This window comes from Herbiconiux sp., from assembly GCF_023264855.1.
Classification (GTDB): domain Bacteria; phylum Actinomycetota; class Actinomycetes; order Actinomycetales; family Microbacteriaceae; genus Herbiconiux.
Genome location: NZ_JAHFUW010000003.1, coordinates 118,443 through 142,878 on the forward strand (window position 1 = coordinate 118,443; position 24,436 = coordinate 142,878).

General features: G+C 70.8%; 17 protein-coding genes and 1 pseudogene. 11 read left to right on the forward strand and 7 right to left on the reverse strand.

What is annotated here, in order from left to right; translation table 11 throughout:
• Positions 1–203: 203 nt before the first annotated feature.
• The 4 genes and pseudogenes from araA to Q0D75_RS02375 form a co-directional block, all read right to left on the reverse strand.
• The gene (araA, locus tag Q0D75_RS02360; RefSeq protein WP_291048933.1) at positions 204–1,721 is read right to left on the reverse strand and encodes an L-arabinose isomerase; all 1,518 of its coding nucleotides are present in this window, start codon (positions 1,719–1,721) and stop codon (positions 204–206) included.
• Entirely contained in the window at positions 1,718–2,449 is a 732-nt protein-coding gene (locus tag Q0D75_RS02365; RefSeq protein ID WP_291048989.1) for an L-ribulose-5-phosphate 4-epimerase, read from the reverse strand. The genes araA and Q0D75_RS02365 overlap by 4 nt, the downstream gene beginning before the upstream one ends.
• A gap of 135 nt (positions 2,450–2,584) precedes the next feature.
• Positions 2,585–4,201, reverse strand: a pseudogene (locus tag Q0D75_RS02370) (FGGY-family carbohydrate kinase); the annotation flags it as partial.
• Between the two features lie 86 nt (positions 4,202–4,287).
• On the reverse strand, positions 4,288–5,355 hold the full coding sequence (locus tag Q0D75_RS02375) for a LacI family DNA-binding transcriptional regulator (protein ID WP_291048936.1): 1,068 nt from the start codon (positions 5,353–5,355) through the stop codon (positions 4,288–4,290).
• A 99-nt stretch (positions 5,356–5,454) separates the two neighbouring features.
• Here Q0D75_RS02375 and Q0D75_RS02380 point away from each other — a divergent pair, with 99 nt between their 5' ends.
• The 3 genes from Q0D75_RS02380 to Q0D75_RS02390 all read left to right on the forward strand — a co-directional run bounded on the left by Q0D75_RS02380 (position 5,455) and on the right by Q0D75_RS02390 (position 9,304).
• Positions 5,455–6,264, forward strand: coding sequence for an IclR family transcriptional regulator (locus tag Q0D75_RS02380; protein ID WP_291048939.1), 810 nt, complete (start codon positions 5,455–5,457; stop codon positions 6,262–6,264).
• 73 nt (positions 6,265–6,337) lie between these two features.
• Positions 6,338–8,083, forward strand: a complete 1,746-nt coding sequence (locus tag Q0D75_RS02385; RefSeq protein ID WP_291048942.1) for a thiamine pyrophosphate-binding protein — start codon at positions 6,338–6,340, stop codon at positions 8,081–8,083.
• A 78-nt stretch (positions 8,084–8,161) separates the two neighbouring features.
• The gene (locus tag Q0D75_RS02390; protein WP_291048944.1) at positions 8,162–9,304 is read left to right on the forward strand and encodes an LLM class flavin-dependent oxidoreductase; all 1,143 of its coding nucleotides are present in this window, start codon (positions 8,162–8,164) and stop codon (positions 9,302–9,304) included.
• Between the two features lie 78 nt (positions 9,305–9,382).
• Here the strand turns inward: Q0D75_RS02390 and Q0D75_RS02395 are convergent, their stop codons facing one another.
• The 3 genes from Q0D75_RS02395 to Q0D75_RS02405 form a co-directional block, all read right to left on the reverse strand.
• On the reverse strand, positions 9,383–10,981 hold the full coding sequence (locus Q0D75_RS02395) for a carboxylesterase family protein (protein WP_291048946.1): 1,599 nt from the start codon (positions 10,979–10,981) through the stop codon (positions 9,383–9,385).
• Entirely contained in the window at positions 10,975–12,132 is a 1,158-nt protein-coding gene (locus tag Q0D75_RS02400; RefSeq protein WP_291048948.1) for an LLM class flavin-dependent oxidoreductase, read from the reverse strand. Before Q0D75_RS02400 ends, Q0D75_RS02395 begins: the two co-directional genes overlap by 7 nt.
• A 145-nt stretch (positions 12,133–12,277) precedes the next feature.
• Positions 12,278–12,958, reverse strand: coding sequence for an MBL fold metallo-hydrolase (locus Q0D75_RS02405; protein WP_291048950.1), 681 nt, complete (start codon positions 12,956–12,958; stop codon positions 12,278–12,280).
• Between the two features lie 134 nt (positions 12,959–13,092).
• On the opposite strand from Q0D75_RS02405, the gene Q0D75_RS02410 reads away from it, so the two are divergent.
• The 8 genes from Q0D75_RS02410 (at position 13,093) to Q0D75_RS02445 (ending at position 24,406) form a co-directional block, all read left to right on the forward strand.
• Positions 13,093–13,995, forward strand: a complete 903-nt coding sequence (locus Q0D75_RS02410) for an alpha/beta hydrolase (RefSeq protein ID WP_291048952.1) — start codon at positions 13,093–13,095, stop codon at positions 13,993–13,995.
• Between the two features lie 127 nt (positions 13,996–14,122).
• Positions 14,123–15,355: an FAD-dependent monooxygenase gene (locus tag Q0D75_RS02415; RefSeq protein ID WP_291048955.1), complete on the forward strand. Its 1,233-nt coding sequence runs from the start codon at positions 14,123–14,125 to the stop codon at positions 15,353–15,355.
• Complete coding sequence (locus Q0D75_RS02420) at positions 15,352–16,833, forward strand: aldehyde dehydrogenase family protein (RefSeq protein ID WP_291048957.1); 1,482 nt, start codon at positions 15,352–15,354, stop codon at positions 16,831–16,833. The genes Q0D75_RS02415 and Q0D75_RS02420 overlap by 4 nt, the downstream gene beginning before the upstream one ends.
• A gap of 65 nt (positions 16,834–16,898) precedes the next feature.
• On the forward strand, positions 16,899–17,654 hold the full coding sequence (locus Q0D75_RS02425; protein ID WP_291048959.1) for an SDR family oxidoreductase: 756 nt from the start codon (positions 16,899–16,901) through the stop codon (positions 17,652–17,654).
• Positions 17,651–18,373, forward strand: a complete 723-nt coding sequence (locus Q0D75_RS02430) for a class II aldolase/adducin family protein (RefSeq protein ID WP_291048961.1) — start codon at positions 17,651–17,653, stop codon at positions 18,371–18,373. Before Q0D75_RS02425 ends, Q0D75_RS02430 begins: the two co-directional genes overlap by 4 nt.
• Positions 18,374–18,461: 88 nt before the next feature.
• Positions 18,462–20,633, forward strand: coding sequence for a hydantoinase/oxoprolinase family protein (locus Q0D75_RS02435; RefSeq protein WP_291048963.1), 2,172 nt, complete (start codon positions 18,462–18,464; stop codon positions 20,631–20,633).
• Positions 20,630–22,954 (forward strand): hydantoinase B/oxoprolinase family protein, encoded by a 2,325-nt coding sequence (locus tag Q0D75_RS02440; protein ID WP_291048965.1) that lies wholly within the window; start codon positions 20,630–20,632, stop codon positions 22,952–22,954. Before Q0D75_RS02435 ends, Q0D75_RS02440 begins: the two co-directional genes overlap by 4 nt.
• Positions 22,955–23,068: 114 nt before the next feature.
• Entirely contained in the window at positions 23,069–24,406 is a 1,338-nt protein-coding gene (locus Q0D75_RS02445; protein WP_291048968.1) for an MFS transporter, read from the forward strand.
• The last annotated feature ends 30 nt before the right edge of the window (positions 24,407–24,436 follow it).

Here is a 24,436-nt window from a genome sequence, read left to right on the forward strand (position 1 = left end):
AATCGCTTGAGCACGACCATAAGGGTCCCCGAAACCATGATCAAGCGGTTAACCAGATTTAATCAGATCCGCGTCTTCTCCCGCGCGGACAGCGGGCGCGGTTCACTCCAGCGAATCTCGGCGCAGGCTCACTCATAGTGCACGAGGTGCGCCTGAAACTCGCTGGAGTGAACGCCGCTACCTCGTCACGCGCTCCGCCGGGGTCACAGACCCTGCGCGAGGCGGTAGTACGCCTGGTTCCAGCGCACCTCGTTCGCGAAGCCCTTGCGGGTCGTGTCGGCGTCGATGGTGAGCAGCTCGGTCTTCGCGATGGCGGCGAAATCCTCGAACACCTCGATGCCGACGGCGGTCGACATCACGGTGTGGTGGGCGGCTCCGGCGGTGAGCCAGGCGGCGGCCGAGACGGCGAACGAAGGCTCTGGGCGCCAGACGGCGCGGCCCACCGGCAGGTTCGGCAGGGGAGCGCGCGGCTCGACGACCTCCACGACGTTCGCCACGAGGCGGAAGCGGTCGCGCATGTCCGACAGGGCCACCACCACGGCGGGACCCGGGTCGGCCGTGAACACCAGGCGCACCGGGTCGTCCTTGCCGCCGATGCCGAGCGGGTGGATCTCCAGCGTCGGCCGGGCCGTGGTGAGCGAGGGGCTCACCTCGAGCATGTGCGCGCCCAGGATGGTCTCGGCACCCTCGACGAGGTCGTAGGTGTAGTCCTCCATGAGCGACGCCCCGCCGGGCAGGCCCGCACCCATGACGTTCGCGGCGCGCACCAGGATGGCGGTCTTCCAGTCGCCCTCGGCGCCGAAGCCGTAGCCCTCGGCCATCAGGCGCTGCACGGCGAGCCCGGGCAGCTGCTTCAGCGCGCCCAGGTCTTCGAAGCTCGTGGTGAACGCTCCGAAGCCTCCTTCTTCCAGGAAGGAGCGGAGCCCGAGCTCGATCGCGGCGCCGTCGCGAAGGGACTGGTTCCGCTCACCGCCGCTCCGGAGCTCGGGCACCACATCGTAGAGATCTTCGTACTCGGCCACCAGCGCGTCGACATCCGCCGACGACGCCGCGGCCACGGCATCCGCCAGCTCGTTCACGCCCCAGGTGTTCACCTGCACGCCGAAGCGCAGCTCGGCCTCGGTCTTGTCGCCCTCGGTCACCGCCACGTAGCGCATGTTGTCGCCGAAGCGGGCCAGCTTGAGGGTCTTCACGGCCTGCCAGCCGGCGGATGCGCGGGCCCAGTCGGCGATCTGCTTCTGCACCAGCGGGTTGCTCGCGTGGCCGACCGCGGTCTTGCGGGCCACGCCCAGCCGGGTCTGGATGTAGCCGAACTCGCGGTCGCCGTGGGCGGCCTGGTTGAGGTTCATGAAGTCGAAGTCGATGTCGGCGTAGGGCAGCTCGACGTTCGCCTGGGTGTGCAGGTGCAGCAGCGGCTTGGCGAGGGCGTCGAGGCCGGCGATCCACATCTTCGCGGGGCTGAAGGTGTGCATCCAGGCCATCACGCCGATCACGCGGTCGTCGGCGTTCGCGTCGAGGGCGGCGCGACGGATCGACTCGCTGTCCTTCAGCACGGGCTTCCAGACGATCTTCACGGGGATCGCGGATGCGTCATCCAGCGTCGCCACGATCTGCTGCGACTGCTCGGCGACCTGGCGGAGGGTCTCTTCGCCGTAGAGGTTCTGGCTGCCGGTGAAGAACCAGATCTCGTACGGGGAGAGGTCGGTGCTGAGGCGGGTCATGCGAGGGATCCTGTCGGGTCTTGTCCGTAGACGTTCTGATAGCGGGTGAAGAGGGAGTCGACGGCGTCGGCGGCGATCGGCGGTGGGGTCTCGCCGCCGCCGAGCTGACGGGAGAACAGCACCGAGCGGGCCACGTCCTCCACCATCACGGCGGCTTTCACGGCATCGCGGGCGTCCTTGCCGATGGTGAACGGGCCGTGGCTCTTCATCAGCACGGCCCGCGACCGGTGGCCGCGGAGGGTCTCGACGATGCCCCGGCCGATCGAGTCGTCACCGATGATCGCGAACGGCCCGATCGGCACCTCGCCGCCGAACTCGTCGGCCATCGCCGTGGTGACGCAGGGGATCGGCTCGCCCCGGGCGGCCCAGGCGACGGCATAGGGGGAGTGGGTGTGCACCACCCCGCCGACCTCGGGCATCTCCCGGTACACGTAGGCGTGGGCGGCGGTGTCACTCGAAGGGGAGCGGTCCGAGCCCTCGGTGCCGGGGATGACGCGGCCGTCGAGGTCGCAGAGGATCATGTTCTGCGGCGCCAGCGCGTCGTAGTCGACGCCGCTCGGCTTGATGACGAAGAGGTCGGCGCCCGGCACACGGCCCGAGATGTTGCCGCCGGTCCACTGCACGAGGTTGTACCGGGTGAGCTGGGCGTGCAGGTCGCTGACCTCCTGGCGCACCCGGTCGATGGTGGCCTGCAACTCGGGGCCGGGAGCGAAGGCTCCGGATGCCACGGCCGGGCCGGTCTCGGTCGAGGTGCCGCCGGGCGCGGTGCCGGTGGGCGCGGTGGGCGCGCTCGAGGACGACGGGCCGGCGGGTGAGGTGCTCGGGGAGCCGGCGGGCGCGGTGGTGGAGGTGGCGGGCAGCGGAAGCGCCTCGACCGCGGCGGCCTCGACGGCCAGTCCGGCTCGGTAGCGCTCGAGGTAGGCGGCGAAGCCGGCCACATCGGCGGGTTCGGGATCGACGCTTCGCAGGTCGGCGCCGGCGAACACTTCGCTCGCCAGGAACGCGTCGAGGGCGACTCCGGATGCGGCGGGTCGCAGGTAGGCGGCCAGCACGGCGACGCCCCAGGCACCGCCCTCCGAGGCGGTCTCGGTCACGGTCACGGGAGCGTCGAGCGCGCCGGCCAGGAACCGCTGGGCGACGCCGGCGGTGCGGAACAGCCCGCCGTGCGCGAACATCCGGTCGATCGCCACGCCCTCCTCGGTGAGCACGCGCAGGCCGAGTGCCAGGGTGCCGAAGACGCCGTAGAGCTGGGCGCGCGCGAAGTCGGCGAGCGTGAGGGCGCTGCCGGGGCTCCGCACGACCAGCGGGCGCCCCTCGGCGAGGCCGGCGATGGGCTCGCCGGCCAGATGGTTGTAGGCGAGCACGCCCCCCGCATCCGGAGCGCCGAGCAGTGCCTCGCGGAACAGCACGTCGAACACCGCGTCGCCCTCGACCGGCGCGCCGGCCGCCGCCGAGAACCGCTCGAACAGGCCGGCCCAGGCGGCGAGTTCACTCGCGCCGTTGTTGCAGTGAACCATGGACACCGGGTCGCCGGCGGGTGTGGTCACCAGGTCGAGTTCGTGGTGCACCTCACGCAGCGGATGCTCGAGCACCACCATCGCGAAGATGCTCGTACCCGCGCTCACGTTGCCGGTGCGCGGAGCCACGGCTCCGGTGGCGACCATGCCGGTTCCCGCGTCGCCCTCGGGCGGGCAGAGCGGTGCGCCCGGCTGCAGTGCGCCGCTCGGGTCGAGCAGGGCCGCGCCCTCGGCGGTGAGCTCGCCCGCCGGCTGTCCGGCCACGAGAACCTCGGGCAGCAGCGCGCGCAGGTCGTGAGGCAGCTCGGGAGCGGTCTCGGCGAGCAGCCCGTCGTATCGGGCGAGTATCTCGGCGTCGTAGTCGTTCGTGCGGGCGTCGATCGGGAACATCCCCGAGGCATCGCCGACCCCGAGCACGCGCCGGCCGGTGAGGCGCTCGTGCACGTGCCCGGCCAGGGTCGTGAGGTGCCGGATGTGCGGCACGTGCGCCTCGTGATCGAGCACGGCCTGGTGCAGATGGGCTACCGACCAGCGCAGTGGGATGTTCACCCCGAACAGCTCGGAGAGTGCGGCCGCCGCGGGGCCGGTGCTGGTGTTGCGCCAGGTGCGGAACGGCGTGAGCAGCTCGCCGGCCGCGTCGAACGCCAGGTAGCCGTGCATCATCGCCGAGACGCCGATGGCTCCGTAACCGGCCGGATGCACGCCGTAGCGCGTCGCGACGTCGGCGGCGAGGTCGGCGTAGGCGGCCTGGAGGCCCGCCCAGACGGCGTCGAGGGGGTAGGTCCAGACGCCCTCGTGGAACTCGTTCTCCCAGCTGTGGCTGCCGACCGCGAGCACGGCGTGGTCGTCGCCGATCAGGCAGGCCTTGATGCGCGTGGAGCCCAGCTCGATGCCGAGGACGGCGCGACCGGAGGCAATCGTCTCGCGGGCGGCCTCGTGCTCGGGGGCGGCGGGCTGGCTCATGCTCGTGGACTCCTTCGGCTTGGCATGTGATCGCTCATGTGATCGCTCACATTGGAGTCGAGCATACACGCCCGGGGGGCGATGTGTCAGTGCGGGGGCGGTGCGGAGGAGCCGCGCAGCACGAGGGCGGGCTCCACCGAGGGCGGGGCCTCGGCCTGCCCGAGCAGACGGGCGAGGGCCCGGCGCCCGGCCTCGGCGAAGTTCTGCCGCACCGTCGTCAGCCCCGGCCGGTAGTGGCGTGCCTCAGGGGTGTCGTCGAAGCCGACCACGCTGAGGTCGTCCGGCACCGCGAGGCCGCACTCGGCGGCCGCGTGCAGCAGTCCGAGAGCCATCTGGTCGTTCGCCGAGAACACGGCGGTGACCCCGGGTCGCAGCAGGGCGCGGGCGGCCTCGTAGCCCGAGTCGGCGCTCCAGTCGCCCGCCTCGACGGCGGCGGCCCGCAGCCCGCGGGAGGCGAGTTCTGCGCGGAATCCGGAGTCCCGCGATTCGGCGTCGATCCAGTCGGCCGGCCCCGCGAGGTGGGCGATCGCAGTGTGGCCGAGATCGGCCAGATGGGCGGTGGCGAGGCGTGCGCCGTGATGCTGGTCGAGGGCGACGGTGGAACCGTCGAGGGTGCTGAGCGTCTGCAGGGTCACGAAGGGCACGCCGATCGGCAGTCGTTCCAGCGTCGCCAGAACCGGTGTCTGCGGTGCGACGACCACGAGGCCCTCCACCGAGAGCGCGAGCAGGTGCTCGAGTGCTTCGTTCACCGAGGCCGGATCGAATCCGTCGGCCGTGGCGATGCTCACGCTGTAGCCGCGCGCCCTGGCCGCCGCTTCGACGGCCGCGATGCTCGACGCCGGCCCGTATTCGCCGTGCGCGGTCGAGAGGATGCCGATGATGCGCGAGCGGCTGGTCACCAGTGCCCGGGCGGCCAGGTTGGGCCGGTAGCCGAGCTCGCGCATGGCGTCGAGCACCTTCTGCCGGGTGGCGGGGCGCAGGCTCGGATGGTCGTTGAGCACGCGCGACACGGTCTGATGCGACACACCGGCGGCCTTCGCCACGTCGAACACGCTCGGCCCGCGCGGTTTGGTGCCGGACGCGCCGGACGTCGCGCCGGTCGCATCCGGCGTCGTGCCCACCGGATCCGGGGGAGGGGTTTCGGTGCGGCTCATGATGCTCCAGTATCCCGTGCAGCCCGCGCTCGCGTGAGAGGCGGCGGATGCGCGGCTACTCCTTGTGCCCGGCTAAAGGCTGATCGATAATCTTCCACTGTGAAGAAAAATCAGATCCAGCAGAAGCCGCCGTACCCGATCGAGTCGGTCGACAACGCCCTGCGGATCCTGCAGATGATGCGCGACGAGGGCGAGGTGCGCATCACGGATGTCGCCACCGCACTGGGCGTTGCGCCGTCGACGGCGCACCGGCTGATGGCCATGCTGATCTACCGGGGCTTCGCCATCCGCGACGACTCCCGGCACTACTCCGCGGGGCCGGCGCTCGGCGCCAGCGCGATCGGGTCGTCGTGGACCAAGACGCTGAGGGTCGCCGTGGAGCCGACCCTGGAGATCCTCAGCTCGCGGCTCGCCGAGACCGTGAACCTGATCGTGCGGGTGGGCGTGAGCGCCCGGTTCCTCACCTCGATCGAGTCCAGCACGTTGCTGCGCGTGGGCGACCGCACCGGCTCGGTGCTGCCGGCGCGCTCCGCCTCGGGCGGCAAGGTGCTGCTCGCCTTCGAGCCGCTGGCGCAGCTCGAACGGCTCTACCGCGGCAAGAGCGCCGAACTCGGCGGCGATGCGTTGAACGACGACGACTTCGCGCTCCTGGTCGCCGACATGGCCGCGATCCGGCGCCGCGGATACGCGATCAACCGGGAGGAGACCGAGACCGGCGTCGGAGCCATCGGCATCCCGGTTCTCACCCCCGACGGCCGCCCGGTCGCGTCGTTCTCGGTGGCGACGCCGGTCGGCCGGCTCGAACGGCTGCTCGAACCCGGCAAACTCGAGCTGATGTTCGCGGCGCGCGACGACATGACCGAGGCACTGCGCGGCACCTCCCTGGATCGGCCCGCGGTTTCTGGCTAGCAGAATGCGTTCCGTTCCGGGCCGCGCCGCGGGCTAGCGTGGCCGGGAGCGTCAGAGAAGCGGAGTTGCTGCCATGGGTCGTACAACGGAGTCGAATCCCCCTCACCAGGTCAACGGGCCCGAACAGGTGAACGGGGCGGAGCTGCTGGTGCGCACCCTCGTGCGGCTGGGGGTCGAAGACGCCTTCAACATCGTGGGTCTCGGACTGTTCCCGCTCGCCGAGGCCTTCTACCGTCACCGCGACGACGTGCGCTACATCTCGGCGCTGAACGAGACCAATCTCGGCCTGATCGCCGCCGGCTACGCCCGCGCCAAGCGCTCGGCCTCGTTCGTGAACGTGTACCACGCCTCCGGCACGGCTCTCGGCATGATGGCCATCACCACGGCCTGGGCCGAGAGCGTGCCGCTGGTCTTCACCAGCACCACGTCCAGTCGCAAACTCGAGGGGCGCGACCAGTACGCCGCCGTGCCGCGCGCGGTCACCGAGATGAGCAGCCAGTTCACCAAGTGGAGCGCCGAGATCCCGAGCGCCGAACGCATCCCGGAGTTCGTCGAGCGCGCGTTCCAGATTGCGAACACCCCGCCGTACGGCCCCGTGCACCTTGCCTTCCCGATGGACGTCTGGCTCGAGCAGACCGACGACCTGTCGACGGATGCCGCCCCCACCGAGCTGCTCGCCGCATCCGGAGCCTCGGCCGAGGCCGTCACCCGCATCGCCGACGCCCTCCGGCGCAGCGAGAAACCCCTGATCGTGGCCGGCAGCGAGCCGGCCCGCTACGACGGGGTCGACGCGGTCGTGGCCCTCGCCGAGACGCTCGGGGCGGCGGTGGTGACCGAAGACAAGATCTCCGACCTCGGCTTCCCGACGACGCATCCCCAGTTCGTCGGCAAGCTCAGCATGAACCGGGCGCTGGTGGCCGAGAGCGACCTGGTGCTGCTGCTCGGCGTGGAGCTGACCGAGTCGGGGCTCACCGCGCCCGTCGACTTCGGCGACGCCACGGTCGTGATGCTGAGCGTCGACCCGCTGCTGCTCACCCGTCAGATCCGCCCCGCCGTCGCGGCCCTGGGCCTGCCGGGGCCGACGCTCACGGCGGTCACGGCGGCGCTCGCCGCCGACCCGATCCCGGATGCGCGGCGCGAGCGGAACGCGGCGGCCGCCCGCGAGCGGCATGAGGCCCGGGCTGTGAGAAACGAGCAGATCCGCGCCATCCGCTTCGACGAGTCGCCCCTCGCGATCGGCCGGATCGTCACCGAGGTCGCCGCGGCGATGCCCGAGGGCGCGATCGTGGTGAACCACTGCGCCTCGGGGGAGCCGTTCTTCGAAGACCTGCTGCCGATCAGCGACACCGACACCTTCTTCGGCATCTCGAGCAAGGCCAGTGCACAGGGCTGGGGCGGGCCGGCGTCGATCGGCATCCAGCTCGCCCGGCCGGATGCCCGGGTGGTGGCGGTGCTGGGCGACGGCGGCTTCATGTTCAGCTCGACAGCGATCTTCGCGGCGGCGCAGTTCCACGTTCCTGTGGTGTTCGTCATCCTCAACAACGGCGGCTGGCGCGACATCGGCGCGCTGGCCCGGGTGGCGGGCAGTCCGCTGCAGAACGCCGAGAAGGAGTTCGGCTGGCTGTTCACCGAGCCCACCATCGACCACGCCGGTTTCGCGGCGAGCCTCGGTCTCGCGAGCCGTCGGGCGACGACGCCGGACGAGTTGCGGCAGGCGCTGCAGGCCGCGTTCGCGAGTGACGAGCCGACGCTGATCGAGGTGATGAACTCGCCCGAAGACGCGAACGAGTTCTCGCGTGTGTTCACCCAGTCGGACTGAGCCGATCCTTCCCGCCGCGCGCGGCATCCGCCGGCCGGCCCACCCCCGCCCCACCGCACGACACCTGAGGAGGACGCGATGAAGCGTCGACGCCAGAACACCGACGAGCTGAGTTTCGGGTACTTCTTCCCGACCGGCCGCACCAACTTCCTGTTCAGCGACGAGGCCTCGCGGCGGGTGCCCGACCCGAGTCGCGCGACCCTCACGGCGCTTGCCCGTACGGCCGAGGAGGTGGGTTTCGACTCGCTCTTCATCGCCGACAACTGGTCGGGGCACCAGCGGGTGGCCGAGCAGTTCGGCCACCAGTCGCCGGCGTACAACGCCTCGCTGCTGGCGATGGCGATGCTCGCCTCCACCGAGCACATCGGCGTGATCTCCACCATCCACACCACGCACCACAAGCCGGCGCATGTGGCGCGGATGGGGGCGACGCTGGACGACTTCAGCGGTGGCCGCTGGGGCTGGAACGTGGTCACGGGCTTCAGTGCCGACGAGGCGGCGCTGTTCGGCGAGGAGTTCGTCGAGCACGACCTGCGGTACACGATGGCCGCCGAGTTCGTCGACATCGTGCTGGCGCTCTGGAACGACGAGGAGCCGATCGACGTGCAGGGGCGGTTCTACCGCACCCGCGGCCGCATCAAGCTGCCCCGCCCGGTGCAGCAGCCGCATCCGCTGCTGGTCAGTGCCGGCGCCTCACCCGCCGGTGTGGAGTTCGCGGCGAAGTACTGCGACCAGCTGGTGACCCTCGCCGTGCAGGAGGAGAAGCTGCGGCAGCTCGACGCCCAGCTCGCCGAGCTCACCGGGGGTGCGCGCACGGTGGCCCCAACCCCGTTCTCGCTCGCGATCGTGCGGGAAGGCGACGGCGAGGCCGAAGAGGAGCACGCGCGGCTGCTCGAGTCGTTGAACCGCGAGGCCACCTTCGAGATCGCGGGCGACGTGCTCGGCTCGATCGAGTCGGCGCGAGCGATGTTCGACAAGATGGGGGAGGAGCAGGCTGCGCTCGCCTTCGGTTCCGGCGGCTCGGTGCTGCAGCTGATCGGCACCCCGCAGCAGGTGGCCGAGAAGCTGATCTCGATCAAGCAGAACACCGGCTCCACGAACGTCCTGATCAACTTCCCGCTCTGGAGCGACGCCGAGTTGCGTAGCTTCCGCCCTGTGCTCGAGCTCCTGCGCGAGGCCGGTGTCTGGTCGCCCCCGGAGACCCGCGATCACTCCTGGTGACGGCCCCGCCGCCACCCACGCGAAAGGCTCGGCCCCTCAGGGAGCCGGGCCTTTCGGCGTCGGGATGGATGCGGGCGATCAGGCGAGCAGCTCGGTGGCGCCGTTGCGGCGGTCCCAGAACGCCATGCGGTCGGCGTCGGAGACGTCGGCCACGCGCGAGGGCACGTCCCAGACGCGCGTCGTGGGGCGGGACGGATCGAACTCGGGCCACTCGATCGCGCCGCCGTCGGTGGGGTCGCCGGTGCGGGCGAACGCCACCCAGGAGCGCTGGATCTGCTCCGAGAGCGCGCGGTCCTCGTCCGTCCAGCCCCAGTCGCGTGAGTCGAGCGTGCCGAAGATGTAGGGCACGTCGGCACCGTGGAAGGCGCCCGCGTACGAGCCCTCGATCACGCCCGCAGCATCCGGGATCGACGGCGCCCGCAAGAAGCGGTAGTGCCATACGGGGCTCTCACCCACCGCGCTCTGCAACCGCGCCGCCGTCCAGTTCGACCACACGAAGATCTGGTCGGCCACCAGCTGCCAGCTCGCGGCCTGCGCCGATCCGTCGTCGTCGGCCGGGTAGAGCCGCAGCACCTCGGCGGCGTCGTCGCCGAACTCCGAGGCCACGTAGTCCTGGTATGCGGCGAGCGTGGGAAGGTACGGGAGACCGGATGCCTCGTTCCCGGCGTTCCCGGCGATGAACGGCACGTCGATCGCCGAGCCATCGGCGTAGGCCTCGAGCGGCGTCGCAGGGAGCACGTGCCCGTCGATCACCGGATAGCCCGAGTCGAACACGTGCAGGCTGATCGCGGCGCCCGGGATGAGATCGAAGGCCCACGGCCCGCCCGTGCGCGGCAGCTGCGGCTCGAGGATGCTCTCGGCCGGCAGAGAGCGCAGCTCGTCGATCGAGTCGACACCGATCAGCGACAGCAGCTCGCTGCCCGCCTGCTCGCCGGCGGCGAGCGTCGACGCGTTCGCCGGATGCCCGAAGCCGTCCAGCGCCGGCGCCACGCCGGGCGCGCTCTGGGCGATCGCCTTGGCGAACAGCCCGCGGGCCAACGGCGACGAGCGCAGGTTGTGCACGCTGTTGCCGCCGGCCGAGACGCCGAACAGGGTCACGTTCGCGGGGTCGCCGCCGAAGGCCGCGATGTTGCGCTGCACCCACTCGAGGGCCGCGATCTGGTCCATCAGGCCGTAGTTGCCCGATCCGCCGTAGCCCGACTCCGCCGAGAGCTCGGGGTGCGCCAAGAAGCCGAAGCGGCCCAGACGGTGGTTCACCGACACCACCGTCAGCCCTGCGGCGGCCAGCGCCGAGCCCTCGTAGAAGGGGTTCGAGGCCGAGCCGAACTGGTAGGCGCCGAAGTGCAGCCACACCACGATGGGCCGTCCGGTGTCGCCCTCGGCGCCGGTGAACACGTTGAGGTTCAGGCAGTCCTCGCTGAACTCCCGCTCGCCGCCGTAATAGAGGGAGCCCTCAGCGGGTGGCCCCTGCATCGCGCTGGGGCCGTAGGCGTGGGCTGAGCGCACACCCTCCCACGGTTCGGCCGGCTGCGGCGGCTTCCAGCGCAGCGGGCCGACGGGCGCGGCCGCATACGGCACGCCGAGGAAGCGGCGCACACCGGTACCGGGATCGACGACGCCGTCGAGTTCGCCGCTCTCGACGCGTACGCGTGCCGTGGCAATCGTGTCATTCACCATGAGTAGTTCCGTTCGGACGGGGGAACCCACACTCCGGCGTCGCGCAGGTGGTTCAGCACGCTACGGAAACCTTTCACTTCACCCGGGTTCCAGAGGGGGAAGTTGATCAGCACGTTCGAGGTGGAGGTCTCGCGCTTCAGCGCGATCAGCTGCTCGGCCACCTGCTCCGAGGTGCCGAAGAGCTTCAGGATGCCCTGACCGCTTCCCCAGGCCCGTGCGGCCTCGGCGGCGCCCTGGCCGGCGAACATCGACTTGATCGACTCGATGTCGCCCAGGATGTCGGCGGCGAGCTCCATCGTCGCCGCCACGTTGAGACTCCGGGTGAGCCGTTCGTACTCCTCCTCGGCCTCGCCTTCGCCCTCCCGCACGATGGTGATCGTGAACGGAGTGGTGCTGAGCGGTGCGGTGCGGCCGGCGGCGGCCAGCACCGCGTCGAGGCGGCTGTCGACATCCTGGATCTTGGCGATCGAGTTGCCGGCCACCACCAGCTGGTCGCACTGTTCGGCCGCGAACGCCATGCCCGCGGGGGAGGCGCCGGCACTGACGAGCAGCGGATGCGGCGACTGCACCGGGCGGGGCGCCTTCATCCGGCCGCTGGCGCTGTAGTACCGGCCGACGTGCTCGAAGGCGTCTTCCGAAGACCAGAACTTCTTCACCACGTCGACGAACTCGCCGGCCATCGCGTAGCGCTCGTCGTGCGGCACCAGCGAGGGCTCTCCGAACAGGCGCGCTTCGGCGTCGCCGAACCCGGTGACCACGTTCCAGCCCCAGCGGCCCTCGCTGAACGCATCGAGCGTGGCGCCCATCCTGGCCACGTGCGCGGGCTGGTGGTGGGTGGTGTGCGCGGTGGTGATCACCCCGAGGTGCTCGGTCACCGCGAACAGCGCCATGGCGAGCATCGGGGCGTGGAACTTCGGCGACTGATGGCCGGCGCGCTCGGCGGCGCGCTGATGTCCCGACCAGGTGTCGGCGATGAACAGCGAGTCGAAGCCCGTCTCCTCGGCCGCCCGGGCCATGTCGAGGAACACCCGCTTGGACAGCACGGGGGTGCTTCGGGCGGCCTCGTCCGACCAGACGTGGTCGGTCTGACCCGTCGGGAAGAAGTAGGAGAAGCTGAGCTGCTCGGGATCGTGCGTACGTGCTTTCGGCATGGAACATCCTCGTTCGTCGTGCGTGCACGCTCAGCATGGGACGGCCCGGCCGGTGCGGCCAACGACTTTCTGTTCTCCGGAACAGCGGCGAGCCGGTGCGGCCGCGCGCACCGCCGACCGACCGTGCGGGGAACGCCTTCCGGCGCTACGAGCCGACGCGGGAACCGCGCGCGTCGAACTCGACGGGCTCGAGCGGCGCCGGGTCGATCGCGGCGATCGAGTCGCCGGCGAGCATCGGCACCCACGACCAGAACAGGCCGCGCCCGGCGGGACTGAGCAGCGCCTCGTGGATGGGGAAGATCGTGGCGGGCGCGACGGCGGTCACGAAGTCGACCGTTTCGCCCAGCCGGCCCCAGGGAGAGGAGAGCGGTACGGCCAGGATCTCGATGCCGGGCGGCACCGACTCGTAGCTGTCGCCCGGGTGGAACAGCCGCGGCCCGTCGCCCGCCCGGATGACGAGCCCCACGTTCTCGATCCGCGGCATCCGCTCGTGCACCAGCTGGTGCAGCGTGCCGACGGGGTCGACCGTGAACGGGCCGGCGATCACGGAGGAGCCCTCGTGCAGCTCCACGGCGTCCAGCCCGGCTTCGCGCAGCACGGCCACGACCGGCGGCGCTCCGTAGAGCGAGGCATCCGGGTTGGCGGCGGCGAGGCCGGCGAGGCGCTCGGGCTGGAAGTGGTCGGGATGCTCGTGCGTGGTGAACACGGCGGCCAGCCCCGTGAGCTCGAAGGCCTCGGGCAGACTGAAGCTGCCGGGGTCGATCAGGATCCTCGTGTCCTCCTCCTCGATGAGAAGGGTGGCGTGCCCGTACCGTGTGATCTTCACTCTCGACTCCTTCGTTGAACGCCCTCCAGGCTCGGCGCTCGCGCAGGGCGGCGGCCAGGTTCTTCTGCCTGGAAGAAAACCGGCCGGCGCGCGCGGGGCGAGCCGTAGTCTGGCCGGGTGACGAAGGAGTGCGCGTGGTGGAAGAGGTGCGCGTGGTGACGGAATCCAACCGCATCGTCGAGATGCTCCGCGCGAACCCGATCGACTTCGCCGACGATCTGCTCGCGGTGCGAGCCCGCTTCCGGGCACTGCCCGGCGCCGAGGCTCCCACCGCGCCCGCCCGAGTGCAGGAGAGCACGCTGGGGGGTGTGCCTGTGATCGAGATCAGCAGCCCTGATGACGAGGGCGGGATCGTGGTGTTCGTGCACGCCGGCGGTTTCGTCGCCGGGTCGGCCCGCGGATCGCTGGCCCTCGCCGGCCGCATCGCCGCCGCCTGCCGCCGTCGGCTGGTCTCGGTCGACTACGCGCTGGCGCCCGAGCATCCGTTCCCCGCCGCGCGCGATCAGGTGGCGGCCGTGTTCGACGCCCTGGTGGCCGAGGGGGAGCATCCGAGCCGGATCGCGCTCGTGGGTGCCTCGGCGGGGGCGGGCCTCGCTCTGCAGTTCGTCGCTGCGCGCGGCGGTTCTGCCGCCGGCCCGGTGCCGGGCGCCCTCGCCGTGCTGTCACCCTTTGTCGACCTCGCCCTGACCGGCGGATCCATGACGGCCAACGCCGCCGACGACCCCTCCCTCACCCGAGCCGGGCTGGCCCGGTGCGCGCGCGATTACCTCGGTGGGCGGCCTTCGTCGGTCGCCGACGTGCTCGGCGCCCCGCTCGGCCACTTCCCGCCCACTCTCGTGCAGGTGGGCGGCCGCGAGATCCTGCTCGACGACTCGGTGCGGCTCGCCTCCGCGCTGGCAGCCGCCGGGGTCGAGGTGCGCTTCGAGAGCTGGTCCGGCCAGGTGCACGTCTTCCCCACCTTCGCCGCCGTGCTCGCCGAGGGCCGCGAAGCGATCGAGCGGATCGGCGAGTTCGTGCGCCGGTACGCCCCCGCTTGAGCGGACGAATCGCGAGTTTTTCTTCACGGCAGAAGAATGTTGAGCCGTATTCCGTCTGGCGCAACGATTGACCAGACATCTCCGGTGCAACCGCCGGATGCTCACCGTCGAGTGAAGGACATCGGACATGACAACGCTTTCAGCCCAGAGGGTGACGATCGTCGGTGGCGGTATGGGGGGTCTCGCCTCCGCGCTGGTGCTGCGCCGGCAGGGCGCCCAGGTCACCCTGTTCGAGCACGCGCCCGCGTTCGGCGAGGTGGGCGCCGGCATCCAGCTCGGCCCGAACGCCACCCGCATCCTGCGCGAGTGGGGCCTGCTCGACGAGGTGATCGCGCGGGGCTTCCGCCCTGAGAACCTGGTGCTGAAGGATGCGGTCACCGGTCACGTGCTCACCAAGCAGAGCCTCGGCGCCGACTTCGTGGCCCGTTACGGCGCGCCGTACCTCGTGATCCACCGCAGCGACCTGCACGCCATCCTGCTCGAGGCGGCCGAGCGCGAAGGCGTGGAGCTGCTCGTCGACAGTCACGTCGAGAGCATCGTCGATGACGGGGGAGAGGTGCTGGTCACCCTGGCCGGGGGCCGGGAGCACCGCTCCGACGCCGTGCTCGCCGCCGACGGGCTGGCCTCGCTCACCCGCGACGCGATCGTGGGCGACGGCCCCGTGGCATCCGGCTACGTCGCCTACCGGGGCACGCTGCCCGAGACCGGTGGGCACGGCGCCGACGTGGTGGCCTGGCTCGGCCCGCACTGCCACTTCGTGCAGTACCCGCTGCGCCGGGGCGAGATGCTGAACATGGTCGCGGTGTTCCGCTCGCCGGCGTTCCTGCGCGGCGAGGCCGAGTGGGGCGGGGTCGACGAGCTCGACGCCGCCTACGCCGAGTGCTCGCCCGAGGTGCAGCAGGCCGTGCAGCACCTCTGGCGCGACCGCCGCTGGCCGATGTACGACCGCGAGCCCACCGAGAACTGGGGCGAGGGCCGGGTCAGCCTGATCGGCGACGCCGCGCATCCGATGCTGCAGTACCTCGCCCAGGGCGCCTGTCAGGCCTTCGAAGACGCCGACGCCCTCGACCTGTATGCGGCCCGCACCCCCGGTGACTGGCCGACGACGTTCTCCGCGCTCGCCGCCGCGCGGCAGCCCCGCACCGCCCGGGTGCAGCGCACCGCCCGGGTGTGGGGCGAGATCTGGCACGTCGACGGTGTGGGCCGGGTGCTGCGCAACGAGCTGCTCGAGCACCGCGACCTGACCGACTACCGCTACCTCGACTGGCTGTACGGTCGATCGCGGGACGACGCCGGCGCTCCGGCCCTCGGTGACGAGGCCGTGCGCCACGAACAGCGCCACCAGGAGGCTGCACGATGACCGACCTCTCCATCCGCCCCGGAACCGCGCACGACGCCGTTCGCGACCGCGAGTGGCGCCTGCTGATCGGCGGCGCGCTGCGGCCCGCCTCCGAGGGGCGCACCTACGACCGGGTCAGCCCGTTCACCCGCGAGACGATCGCGCGGGTTCCGGATGCCGGCCCGAGCGATGTCGACGACGCGGTCGAAGCGGCCTGGGCCGCCCGCCGCGAATGGCGCCTCACGCCCGTTCCGCAGCGCGCCGCCCTCGTGGCCCGCGCCGCCGACCTGATCCAGGAGCACGGCGAAGAACTCGCCTACCTCGACTCGATCGACGCGGGTTCACCCCTGATCAACTCGCGGATGGACGTGCAGCTCACGCTCTCGCACGGCCGCCTGTTCGCGGGCATCGCCCTGGAGATGAAGGGCACCACGGTTCCGGCCAGCGCCGGCCTGCACCTCACGGTGCGCGAGCCCGTCGGCGTCGTGGTGCGCATCGTGCCGTTCAACCACCCGCTGATGTTCGCCGGCAAGGTGTTCGCGCCGCTGATCGCAGGGAACCCCACCATCCTGAAGCCGCCGGAGGTCGCTCCGCTCTCGGCGCTGCGCCTCGGCGAGCTGCTGCAGGAGGTGTTCCCGCCCGGTGTGCTGCAGGTCGTCGTGGGCGACGGCCCCGCCGTTCCCGACCGGCTCGTACGCCACCCCAAGGTGCGCCGCATCGGCTTCATCGGCTCGGAGCGCACCGGTATGGCCATCCAGCGGGCGGCGGCCGAATCCGGCATCAAGGAGGTCTCGCTCGAACTCGGCGGCAAGAACGCCATGGTCGTGTTCGACGACGCCGATCTCGAGGCCGCGGCCCAGGGCGCCATCGCCGGCATGAACTTCACCTGGTCGGGCCAGAGCTGCGGATCGAACTCGCGGCTGCTCGTGCAGCGTTCGGTGCACGACGCGTTGGTGGAGAGGATCGCGGCCAAGCTCGCCGACCACAAGCTCGGCGACCCGCTCGACCCGGATTCCCGGCAGGGCACCATGATCAACGAGGCCCAGTACCGCAAGGTGATGGGCTACCTCGACACCGCTCGCGCGGAAGGCGCCACCGTGGTCACCGGCGGGGGCAAGCCCGACGGTGCCGAGTTCGAGAGGGGCCTGTTCATCGCGCCGACCGTGCTCACCGGCATCGACATGACCAAGACGGTGGCGCGCGAGGAGATCTTCGGGCCCGTGCTCTCGGTCATCCCCTTCGACGACGAGGAGGAGGCGCTGGCCATCGCCAACGACTCCGAGTACGGCCTCACCGCGAGCATCTGGACCAAGGACGTCTCGCGCGCCCTGCGCCTCGGCCACGAGATCGAGGCCGGCTTCGTGTGGGTGAACGACTCCTCGAAGCACTTCCCGAACGTGCCCTACGGCGGCGTGAAGGCCTCCGGCATGGGCCGCGAGGAGAGCATGGAGGAGCTGCTCAGCTACACGGCCCTCAAGTCGATCAACATCGCGTACTGATCCGGCGCCACCTCGCGAGCCCGACGATTCACGAGCTGCCGATTAATTTTAGGGAAGAGAAGAAGATGTCATACCAAGGACTGGACACCAAGGTCGTCGTCGTCACCGGCGCCGCCCAGGGCATCGGCGCCGCCTACGTGCGCCGCCTGGTGCAGGAGGGCGCGACCGTGATCGCCGCCGACCGCAACCTCGAGGGCGTCGAGGCGCTCGCCGCCGAACTCGGCGAGACGGTCGTGCCGATGGCGATCGACGTCGCCTCGGCCGAGTCGTGCCGTGCCCTCGCGGATGCCGCGATGGAGCGCTTCGGCCGCGTCGACGGCCTGATCAACAACGCCGCCATCTTCTCCACCATCGCGATGCATCCGTTCTGGGAGATCCCGGAGAAGGACTGGGACGCGATCATGGCCGTGAACATCAAGGGCCCCTGGCTGGTCACCACCGCCCTGCTCGAGGCGCTGAAGGCCTCGGGTCGCGCGAGCATCGTGAACATCGGCTCGGATGCCGTTCTGCTGGGAAGGACGGAGTACCTGCACTACATCGCGTCGAAGGGTGCGGTGACGGCCATGACCTTCTCGAGCTCGAAGGAGCTCGGCGGCTTCGGCGTTCGGGTCAACACGCTCTCGCCCGGCCCGGTGTACACCGAGGTCTCCCGCGAGACCGTCACCGAGGCGCAGCGCGAGGCCATGCTCGCCCGGCAGGCCGTGCCGCGCACCGCCGGCCCCGACGACATGACGAGCCTCGCCGCCTTCCTGCTGTCCGACGACAGCGGGTACATCTCGGGGCAGACCATCTCGGTCAACGGCGGGCTGGTGCATCGATGAGCGGCGACACCCCCGGGAGCGGCAGCTCCGCAACCGACATCCGCACGATCGTCTCGCTCTCCTCCCGCATCCTCGGCGGCGCCGACCAGGGCGACTTCATCTGGGGCCACGGCTCCGCGCGCGATCCTGAGGGCCGGGGCGTGTGGATCAAGGAGAGCGGGATCGGGTTGGCCGAGGTCGGCCCCGACCGCGTGCACCTGGTGTCGCCCGAGGGCGAGGTGCTCGAAGGCTCGGCCGGCCCGCGGCACATCGAGTACCCGATCCACACCGAGATCATGGCGGCCCGCCCCGACGTGGGCGGCGTGGTGCACACGCACTCGCCGCACGCCATCGCGCTCGCCGCCGCCGGCGTCGAGCTGCTGCCGGTCAGTCACGCCGCGACGCACTTCGTGCCGCCGCAGGTTCCGCGCTTCACCCAGACCGCCAACCTCATCCGCACCCGCGAGCTGGGGGCGGCGCTCGCCGAGACCCTGGGATCCGGCTCGAACGCCGTGTTCCTGGTGAACCACGGCATCGTCACCGTCGGCCCCGACCTGCAGACCGCCACCGTGTCGGCGCTGCTGCTCGAGGCCGCGGCCCAGCAGCAGCTGCTCACCATGGGCTTCGGCGGCCCCACCTCGTGGTCGGACGACGAGGAGGCGCTCGCCAAGCGCGAGATCATCTACAGCCCCGCCGCCCTGCACACCGTGTGGGACCACCTGGTGCGCCGCCTGACCTGATCCACCACCACCGAACGCACCACCCCTCACCGAACGCACCACCCTTCACCGAATGCACCACCCTCACCGAACGCAAAGGAGCGTCACCATGGGATACGTCATCGGAGTCGACGTGGGAGGCACCTTCACGGATGCCGTCCTCGCCGACGACCACGGCAACATCGTCGGGGCGAAGGCCCCCTCCACCCCGCCGGACTACTCGGAGGGCGTGATCGACGTGCTGCGGGTGCTCGCCGAGCAGCTCGAGATCCCGCTCGACGCGATGCTCGCCGACACCCGGCACATCGCACACGGCACCACCTCGTCGCTGAACGCCCTGGTGATGGGCAACGTGCCGCCCGTGGGCTTCCTCACCACTCGCGGCCACGGCGACTCGATCTACATCATGAACGTGGAGGGCCGTTACCTGGGCAGCTCGCCGGAGCAGCTGCAGAGCGTGATGACCCAGTCCAAGTCGCACGGCCTGATCCCCAAGCACCACACCTTCGAGGTCACCGAGCGGGTCGACCGCGACGGCAACGTGGTGGTGGCGCTCGACGAGCAGAACGTGCGCGAGGCGGTGCAGGCCATCCTCGACCAGGGCATCACCGCCATCGCGGTGTCACTGCTGTGGTCGTTCCGCAACGACGCGCACGAGCGCCGTATCCGCGAGATCGTGCAGGAGCTGGCCCCCGGCACCTTCGTGTCGCTGTCGTCGGAGGTGAGCCCGCGCATCCGTGAGTTCGCCCGCAGCGCCACCACCATCATGAGCACGCAGATCGGCCCGGGGCTCGCGCACTACCTCGAGAACCTCGAGGGCACCCTGCGCGAGAACGGCCTCCGCGGCCCGCTGCTGGTGATGCAGAGCAACGGCGGCGCGATCGTGGCGGGCGAGGCCCCGGCCACCGCCATCAGCACGGTGGGCTCGGTGCTGACCGGCGGCGTGGTGGGTGCGGTGGCGCTCGGCAAGCAGCTCGGGCACCGCAACGTGGTGGCGACAGATGTCGGCGGCACGACGTTCCTGGTGGGTCTCGTGGTCGACGGCGAACCGGTGCGCTCCTCCGGCACCGTCATCAACCACCACCCCGTGAACGTGCCGACCCTCGAGGTGCACGCCATCGGATCCGGCGGCGGCGCCATCGCCTGGATCGACCAGGGCGGCAACCTGCAGGTGGGCCCGAAGAGCGCGCAGGCCGTGCCCGGCCCCGCGTGCTACGGCCAGGGCGGCACCGAGCCCACCAACACCGACGCCAACCTGGTGCTCGGCATCCTGCCGGCGAGCGGCCTGCTCGGTGGGCGCAAGGGCCTCGACCTCGAGAAGGCCCGCGAGGCCATCCGCACCCGCATCGCCGAACCGCTCGGCTTGTCGATCGAGGATGCGGCGGCCGCCATCTACGCGGTGCAGAACGCCCAGACCGGCGACCTGCTGCGCAAGACCGTGGTCGAGGCCGGCCACGACCCGCGCGACTTCGTGCTCTACGCCTTCGGCGGCGCCGGCCCCGCGAACTGCGCCGCCTATGCCGCGGAGCTCGGCGTCAGCGAGGTGGTGGTGCCGCTGGGGCCCGTGGCCTCGGCGTTCTCGGCCTACGGCCTGGCCACGAGCGACATCGTGCTCGCCGCCGAGCTCTCCGACCCCGTGACCCTCCCGGCCGATCCGGCCAAGGTCGAACGCAACTTCCAGGGCCTGGAGCGCCGGGTGCTCGAGTCGCTCGAACGCCAGGGCATCACCTTCGAGAGCGTGCAGCTGCACCGCGAGCTCGACATGCGCTTCGCGATGCAGCTCGCCGAGCTGCCGATCGAGGTGGCGTCTCCGGTGACCGAGGAGGAGCTGACCGTGGCCGCGCATCGCTTCGAGCACCGCTACGAAGAGCTGTTCGGCGCCGGATCGGGCTTCGCCGCCGCCGGTGTGCAGGCCATCACCTACCGGGTGCGTGCGGTCGGCACGCTGCCGATCAGTCTCGAGCTGCCGCTGATCGACGAGGGCGAGTCGAGCGATCCGTCCGTCGCCGCGATCGACAGCCGGCCCGTTCGGCTCGATTCCTCGGGCTTCACGCAGACCCCGATCTACGACTACACCCGCCTGCGCGCGGGCCACCACATCCAGGGCCCCGCCATCGTGCAGGTGCCCACCACCACCGTCGTCGTGCCGGGCGGTATGAGCGGCACGGTCGATGCCCGTGGCAACCTCCTGATCGCCACCGGGGTTCGCCCCGACGAGCCGGCCGGCACCCGCCACGCCACCACCGAACGCACCGCCATCCTGAACGGAGCCGTCTCATGAGCATGACCATCCCGGGCTCGGAGGTCTACGCGAGCCGTCCGCAGTCTCCCGAAGAGCTGCAGAAGCACCTGCCCGCCTCGCTGCGGATGCACACCGTCACCCAGGAGCAGATCGACGCCGTCGACGCGCTCACCTACGAGGTCGTCCGGCACCGGCTGTGGTCGGTGACCGAAGAGATGGGCGAGGCCCTGAAACGGATGTCGGGCTCGCCGATCGTCACGGATGCGAACGACTTCGACTTCGCGATCGGCGACGAGTTCGGCCAGGAGGTGCAGGTGGGCCTCTACAACACCATGCTGGTCGGCGCCGTCGACCTCGCGGTCTACTGGACGCTGCAGCACCGCGCCACGAACCCGGGCATCGCCGAGGGCGACATGTTCCTCTGCAACGACCCGTGGGTGGGCGGCGGACTGCACCAGAACGACGTGATCGTGTACCAGCCGGTGTTCCACGACGGGCAGCTGTTCGCCTGGACCAGCGCCATCTGCCACGAGCCCGACCTCGGCGGCGTGGGCCTCGGCTCGTTCTCGCCGGCGGCGCAGGACGTGTTCAGCGAGTCGCTGCCCACGCCTCCCGTGAAGGTGGTCCGCGGCTTCGAGCTGCAAGACGACATCGCCGACCTGTGGACCCGCCGCTCGCGCGTTCCGATGCTCGTGGGCCTGGACCTGCGCGCCAAGATCGGCGCCAACAACGTGGGCCGCACCCGGCTGCACGAGGTGATCGAGCGCTACGGCGCCGACACCGTCAAGGCCGTGATGAAGCGCATGATGGCCGACTCCGAGTCGCGCCTGCGCAGCAAGCTCACCGAGCTGCCCGACGGCACCTGGAAGGCCACGGGCTACCAGGACCAGTCGCACGAGGGCGACCGCAGCCTGCACAAGATCACGCTGGCGATGACCAAGGCGGGCGATCACCTCACCTTCGACTTCACCGGCACCGACCCGCAGGCGGGCGTGATCAACTGCACCTACGCCGGCATGCGCGGCGGGGTGATGCTGGCCCTGCTGCCCATCCTCGCCAACGACATCCCGTGGTCGGCGGGCGGCCTGATGCGCTGCTTCGACCTGGTGGCCGAGGAGGGCACGATCAACAACGCCACCTTCCCGGCGGCCGTGAGCCGCGGCCCGATCGGCCCCGCCTGGCTCACCGGAACGCTCGTGGCCGAGTGCCTCTCGCAGATGCTCGACCGCTCGGTCGACCTCGGCAAGAGCGTGCAGGCCTCCTGTTGCGGCACCTGGGACACGGCGGTGATCGCCGGGCTCGACGAGCGCGGCGCCCAGCCGGTGCCGTTCCTCAACATCCTGATGGAGCCGATGGCGGGCGGATACGGCGCCCGGCCCACGGTCGACGGGATGGACACCGGCGGGCTGTTCTGCATCCCGATGGGGCGCATCCCCGACACCGAGATGTCGGAGTTCCTCTACCCGATGCTGGTGCTCTGGCGGCGCGAGGAAGCCGACTCGGGCGGCCCCGGCCGGCAGCGCGGCGGTGTGAGCGCCTCGCTCGCGATGACGCCACTCGGCACCTCGGTGCCGATGGGGCTCGTGTTCGCCTCGGCCGGCAAGGCCGTGTCGCAGAACAACGGGCTCTCCGGCGGCTACCCGGGCAACACCGGGCTCGACGTGCTCGTGCGCGACGTGAACGTGCTCGACCGCTTCGCCGAGGGCACCATGCCCGTGGGGCTCGACGCGATCGGCGGGCGGGTCGAGATCGGCCAGAACTACTCGCAGACCTATGTCGCTCCGGGCGAGGTGCTCTACATGCACTGGCAGGGCGGCGGCGGTTACGGCGACCCGCTCTCCCGCGCGCCGCAGGCCGTGGTCGACGACCTGCGCTCGGGCAAGGTCTCGCCGGAGGCGGCCGAGAAGAGCTACGGCGTGCGGGTGGATGCCGGCGGCGGGCTCGACGAGGCCGGCACCCGGCAGCTGCGACGGGAGCTGCTCGAGCAGCGGCGCTCGCGCTCGGTGATCGACGAGGGCGCCTCGGGCTATCCCGTGCTCGACCTCGCCGGCGGACGGCGGATCGACGACAACCTCGTGCAGCTGCCCGCAGCCGATGGCGGGGTGGGCCTGGTGGCCTGCGCCCACTGCGGGCAGCAGCTGGCGGATGCCGCGCACGACGACCGGCTGCGGCTCGCCGCGTTCGACGGCGTGCCCGGCGAAGCGGGACCGCAGGTCACCTCCGACCACGCGAACTACGTCGACGACGACGTGGTGTTCCGGCAGTTCTGCTGCCCCGGATGCTGGACGGCGCTGTACTCGTCGATCGTGCCGGTGGGACACCCGGATCACGCCCGCCAGATCGCTGTTCTGGCAGGCTAGACGCGGAGTTTTCCGCTGAACAGAAATCTGCTGTGCCGCCGGAGCGGGCGTCTTACTGTCGAGTATCGGCAGGCAAGACGCCCGCTCACGACGTTGTGAAACTAGGAGAATTCGATGACGAGTTCGTTGCAGCAAAGCGCCACACCGGTGGTGGACACCTCCTCGCGGGCCCGGGTGCGGGCCACCGTGCTCGCCACCCTCGGCAACGTGCTCGAGTGGTACGACTTCACCGTCTACGGCTTTCTCGCCGTCTACATCGCCGCGAACTTCTTTCCAGGAGAAGATCCCATCGCGGCCCTGCTCTCGGCCTTCGGCGTCTTCGCGGTCGGCTTCATCGCCCGTCCGCTCGGCGCTCTCGTGCTCGGCCCGCTGGTCGACCGCAAGGGCCGCAAGTCGGTGATGCTGCTGTCGATGCTGATGATGGCCGGCGGCTCGCTGCTCGTGGGCATCGCGCCGAGCTACGTCACCTTCGGCGCCTTCGGGGCGTTCGTGATCATCTTCGGCCGGCTGCTGCAGGGCTTCTCGGCCGGCGGCGAGTTCGGCAGCTCGGCCGTGTTCCTGGTGGAGTGGGCGAACCCCAAGCGCCGCGGCTTCTTCGGCAGTTTCCACCAGGTCGCCACCTACGGCGGACTGCTCGTGGGCGTGGTGTTCGTGGCCGCTCTCACCGCGATCCTCGGCCCGGAGACGATGGCCGCGTGGGGCTGGCGCATTCCGTTCCTGCTCGGTTCGGCCCTCGCCATCGTCGTGCTCGTGCTGCGCCGCCGGGTGCAGGAGACCCCGGTGTTCTCCGAGGTCAAGGAGGACGAGGCCGAGGCTGCTGCGTCCGGAACGGCATCCGCGCCCGTGTCGACATCGCAGGAGCTCGGCGCCGTGGCCGGCTTCTTCCTCACGATCGGCGTGGTGGCGCTCTGGGCCGTGACCTCGATGGTGACCATCAATTACATGCCCACCTTCACCGCCAACTTCGCCGGCATCGCCCCGCAGGAAGCGCTCTGGGCCACCTGCATCGGCTGTCTGGTGGCGGTGGTGCTGATCCCGCTGGCCGGTCACCTCTCCGACCGCTTCGGCCGCAAGCCCTTCATCATCGGCGCGGCGATCGGCTACATCGTGCTGGCCTACCCGATGTTCTGGATGATCGTCGAGGGCCGCGCGTTCGGCTTCGTGGTGCTCGCCCAGGTGATCTTCGCCTTCCCCACCGCCGCCATCGCCGGCACCGGCAGCTCCACCATCTCGGAGCTCTTCGCCACCAAGCGCCGCGGATCGCTCGTCTCGATCGGATCGGCCATCTCGGTCACCGTGTTCGGCGGGTTCGGGGCCCTCATCTGTACCCTGCTGATCACGAGCACGGGCATCCCCACCGCCCCGGCGTTCTACGTGATCGGCGTCGCGGTGATCACCCTGATCGCCGGCATCGCCCTGCCGAACCTGGCCAAGCGCGAACTGCGCCGCTGAGTCTGCACCACCCGAACACCCTGAAGAACG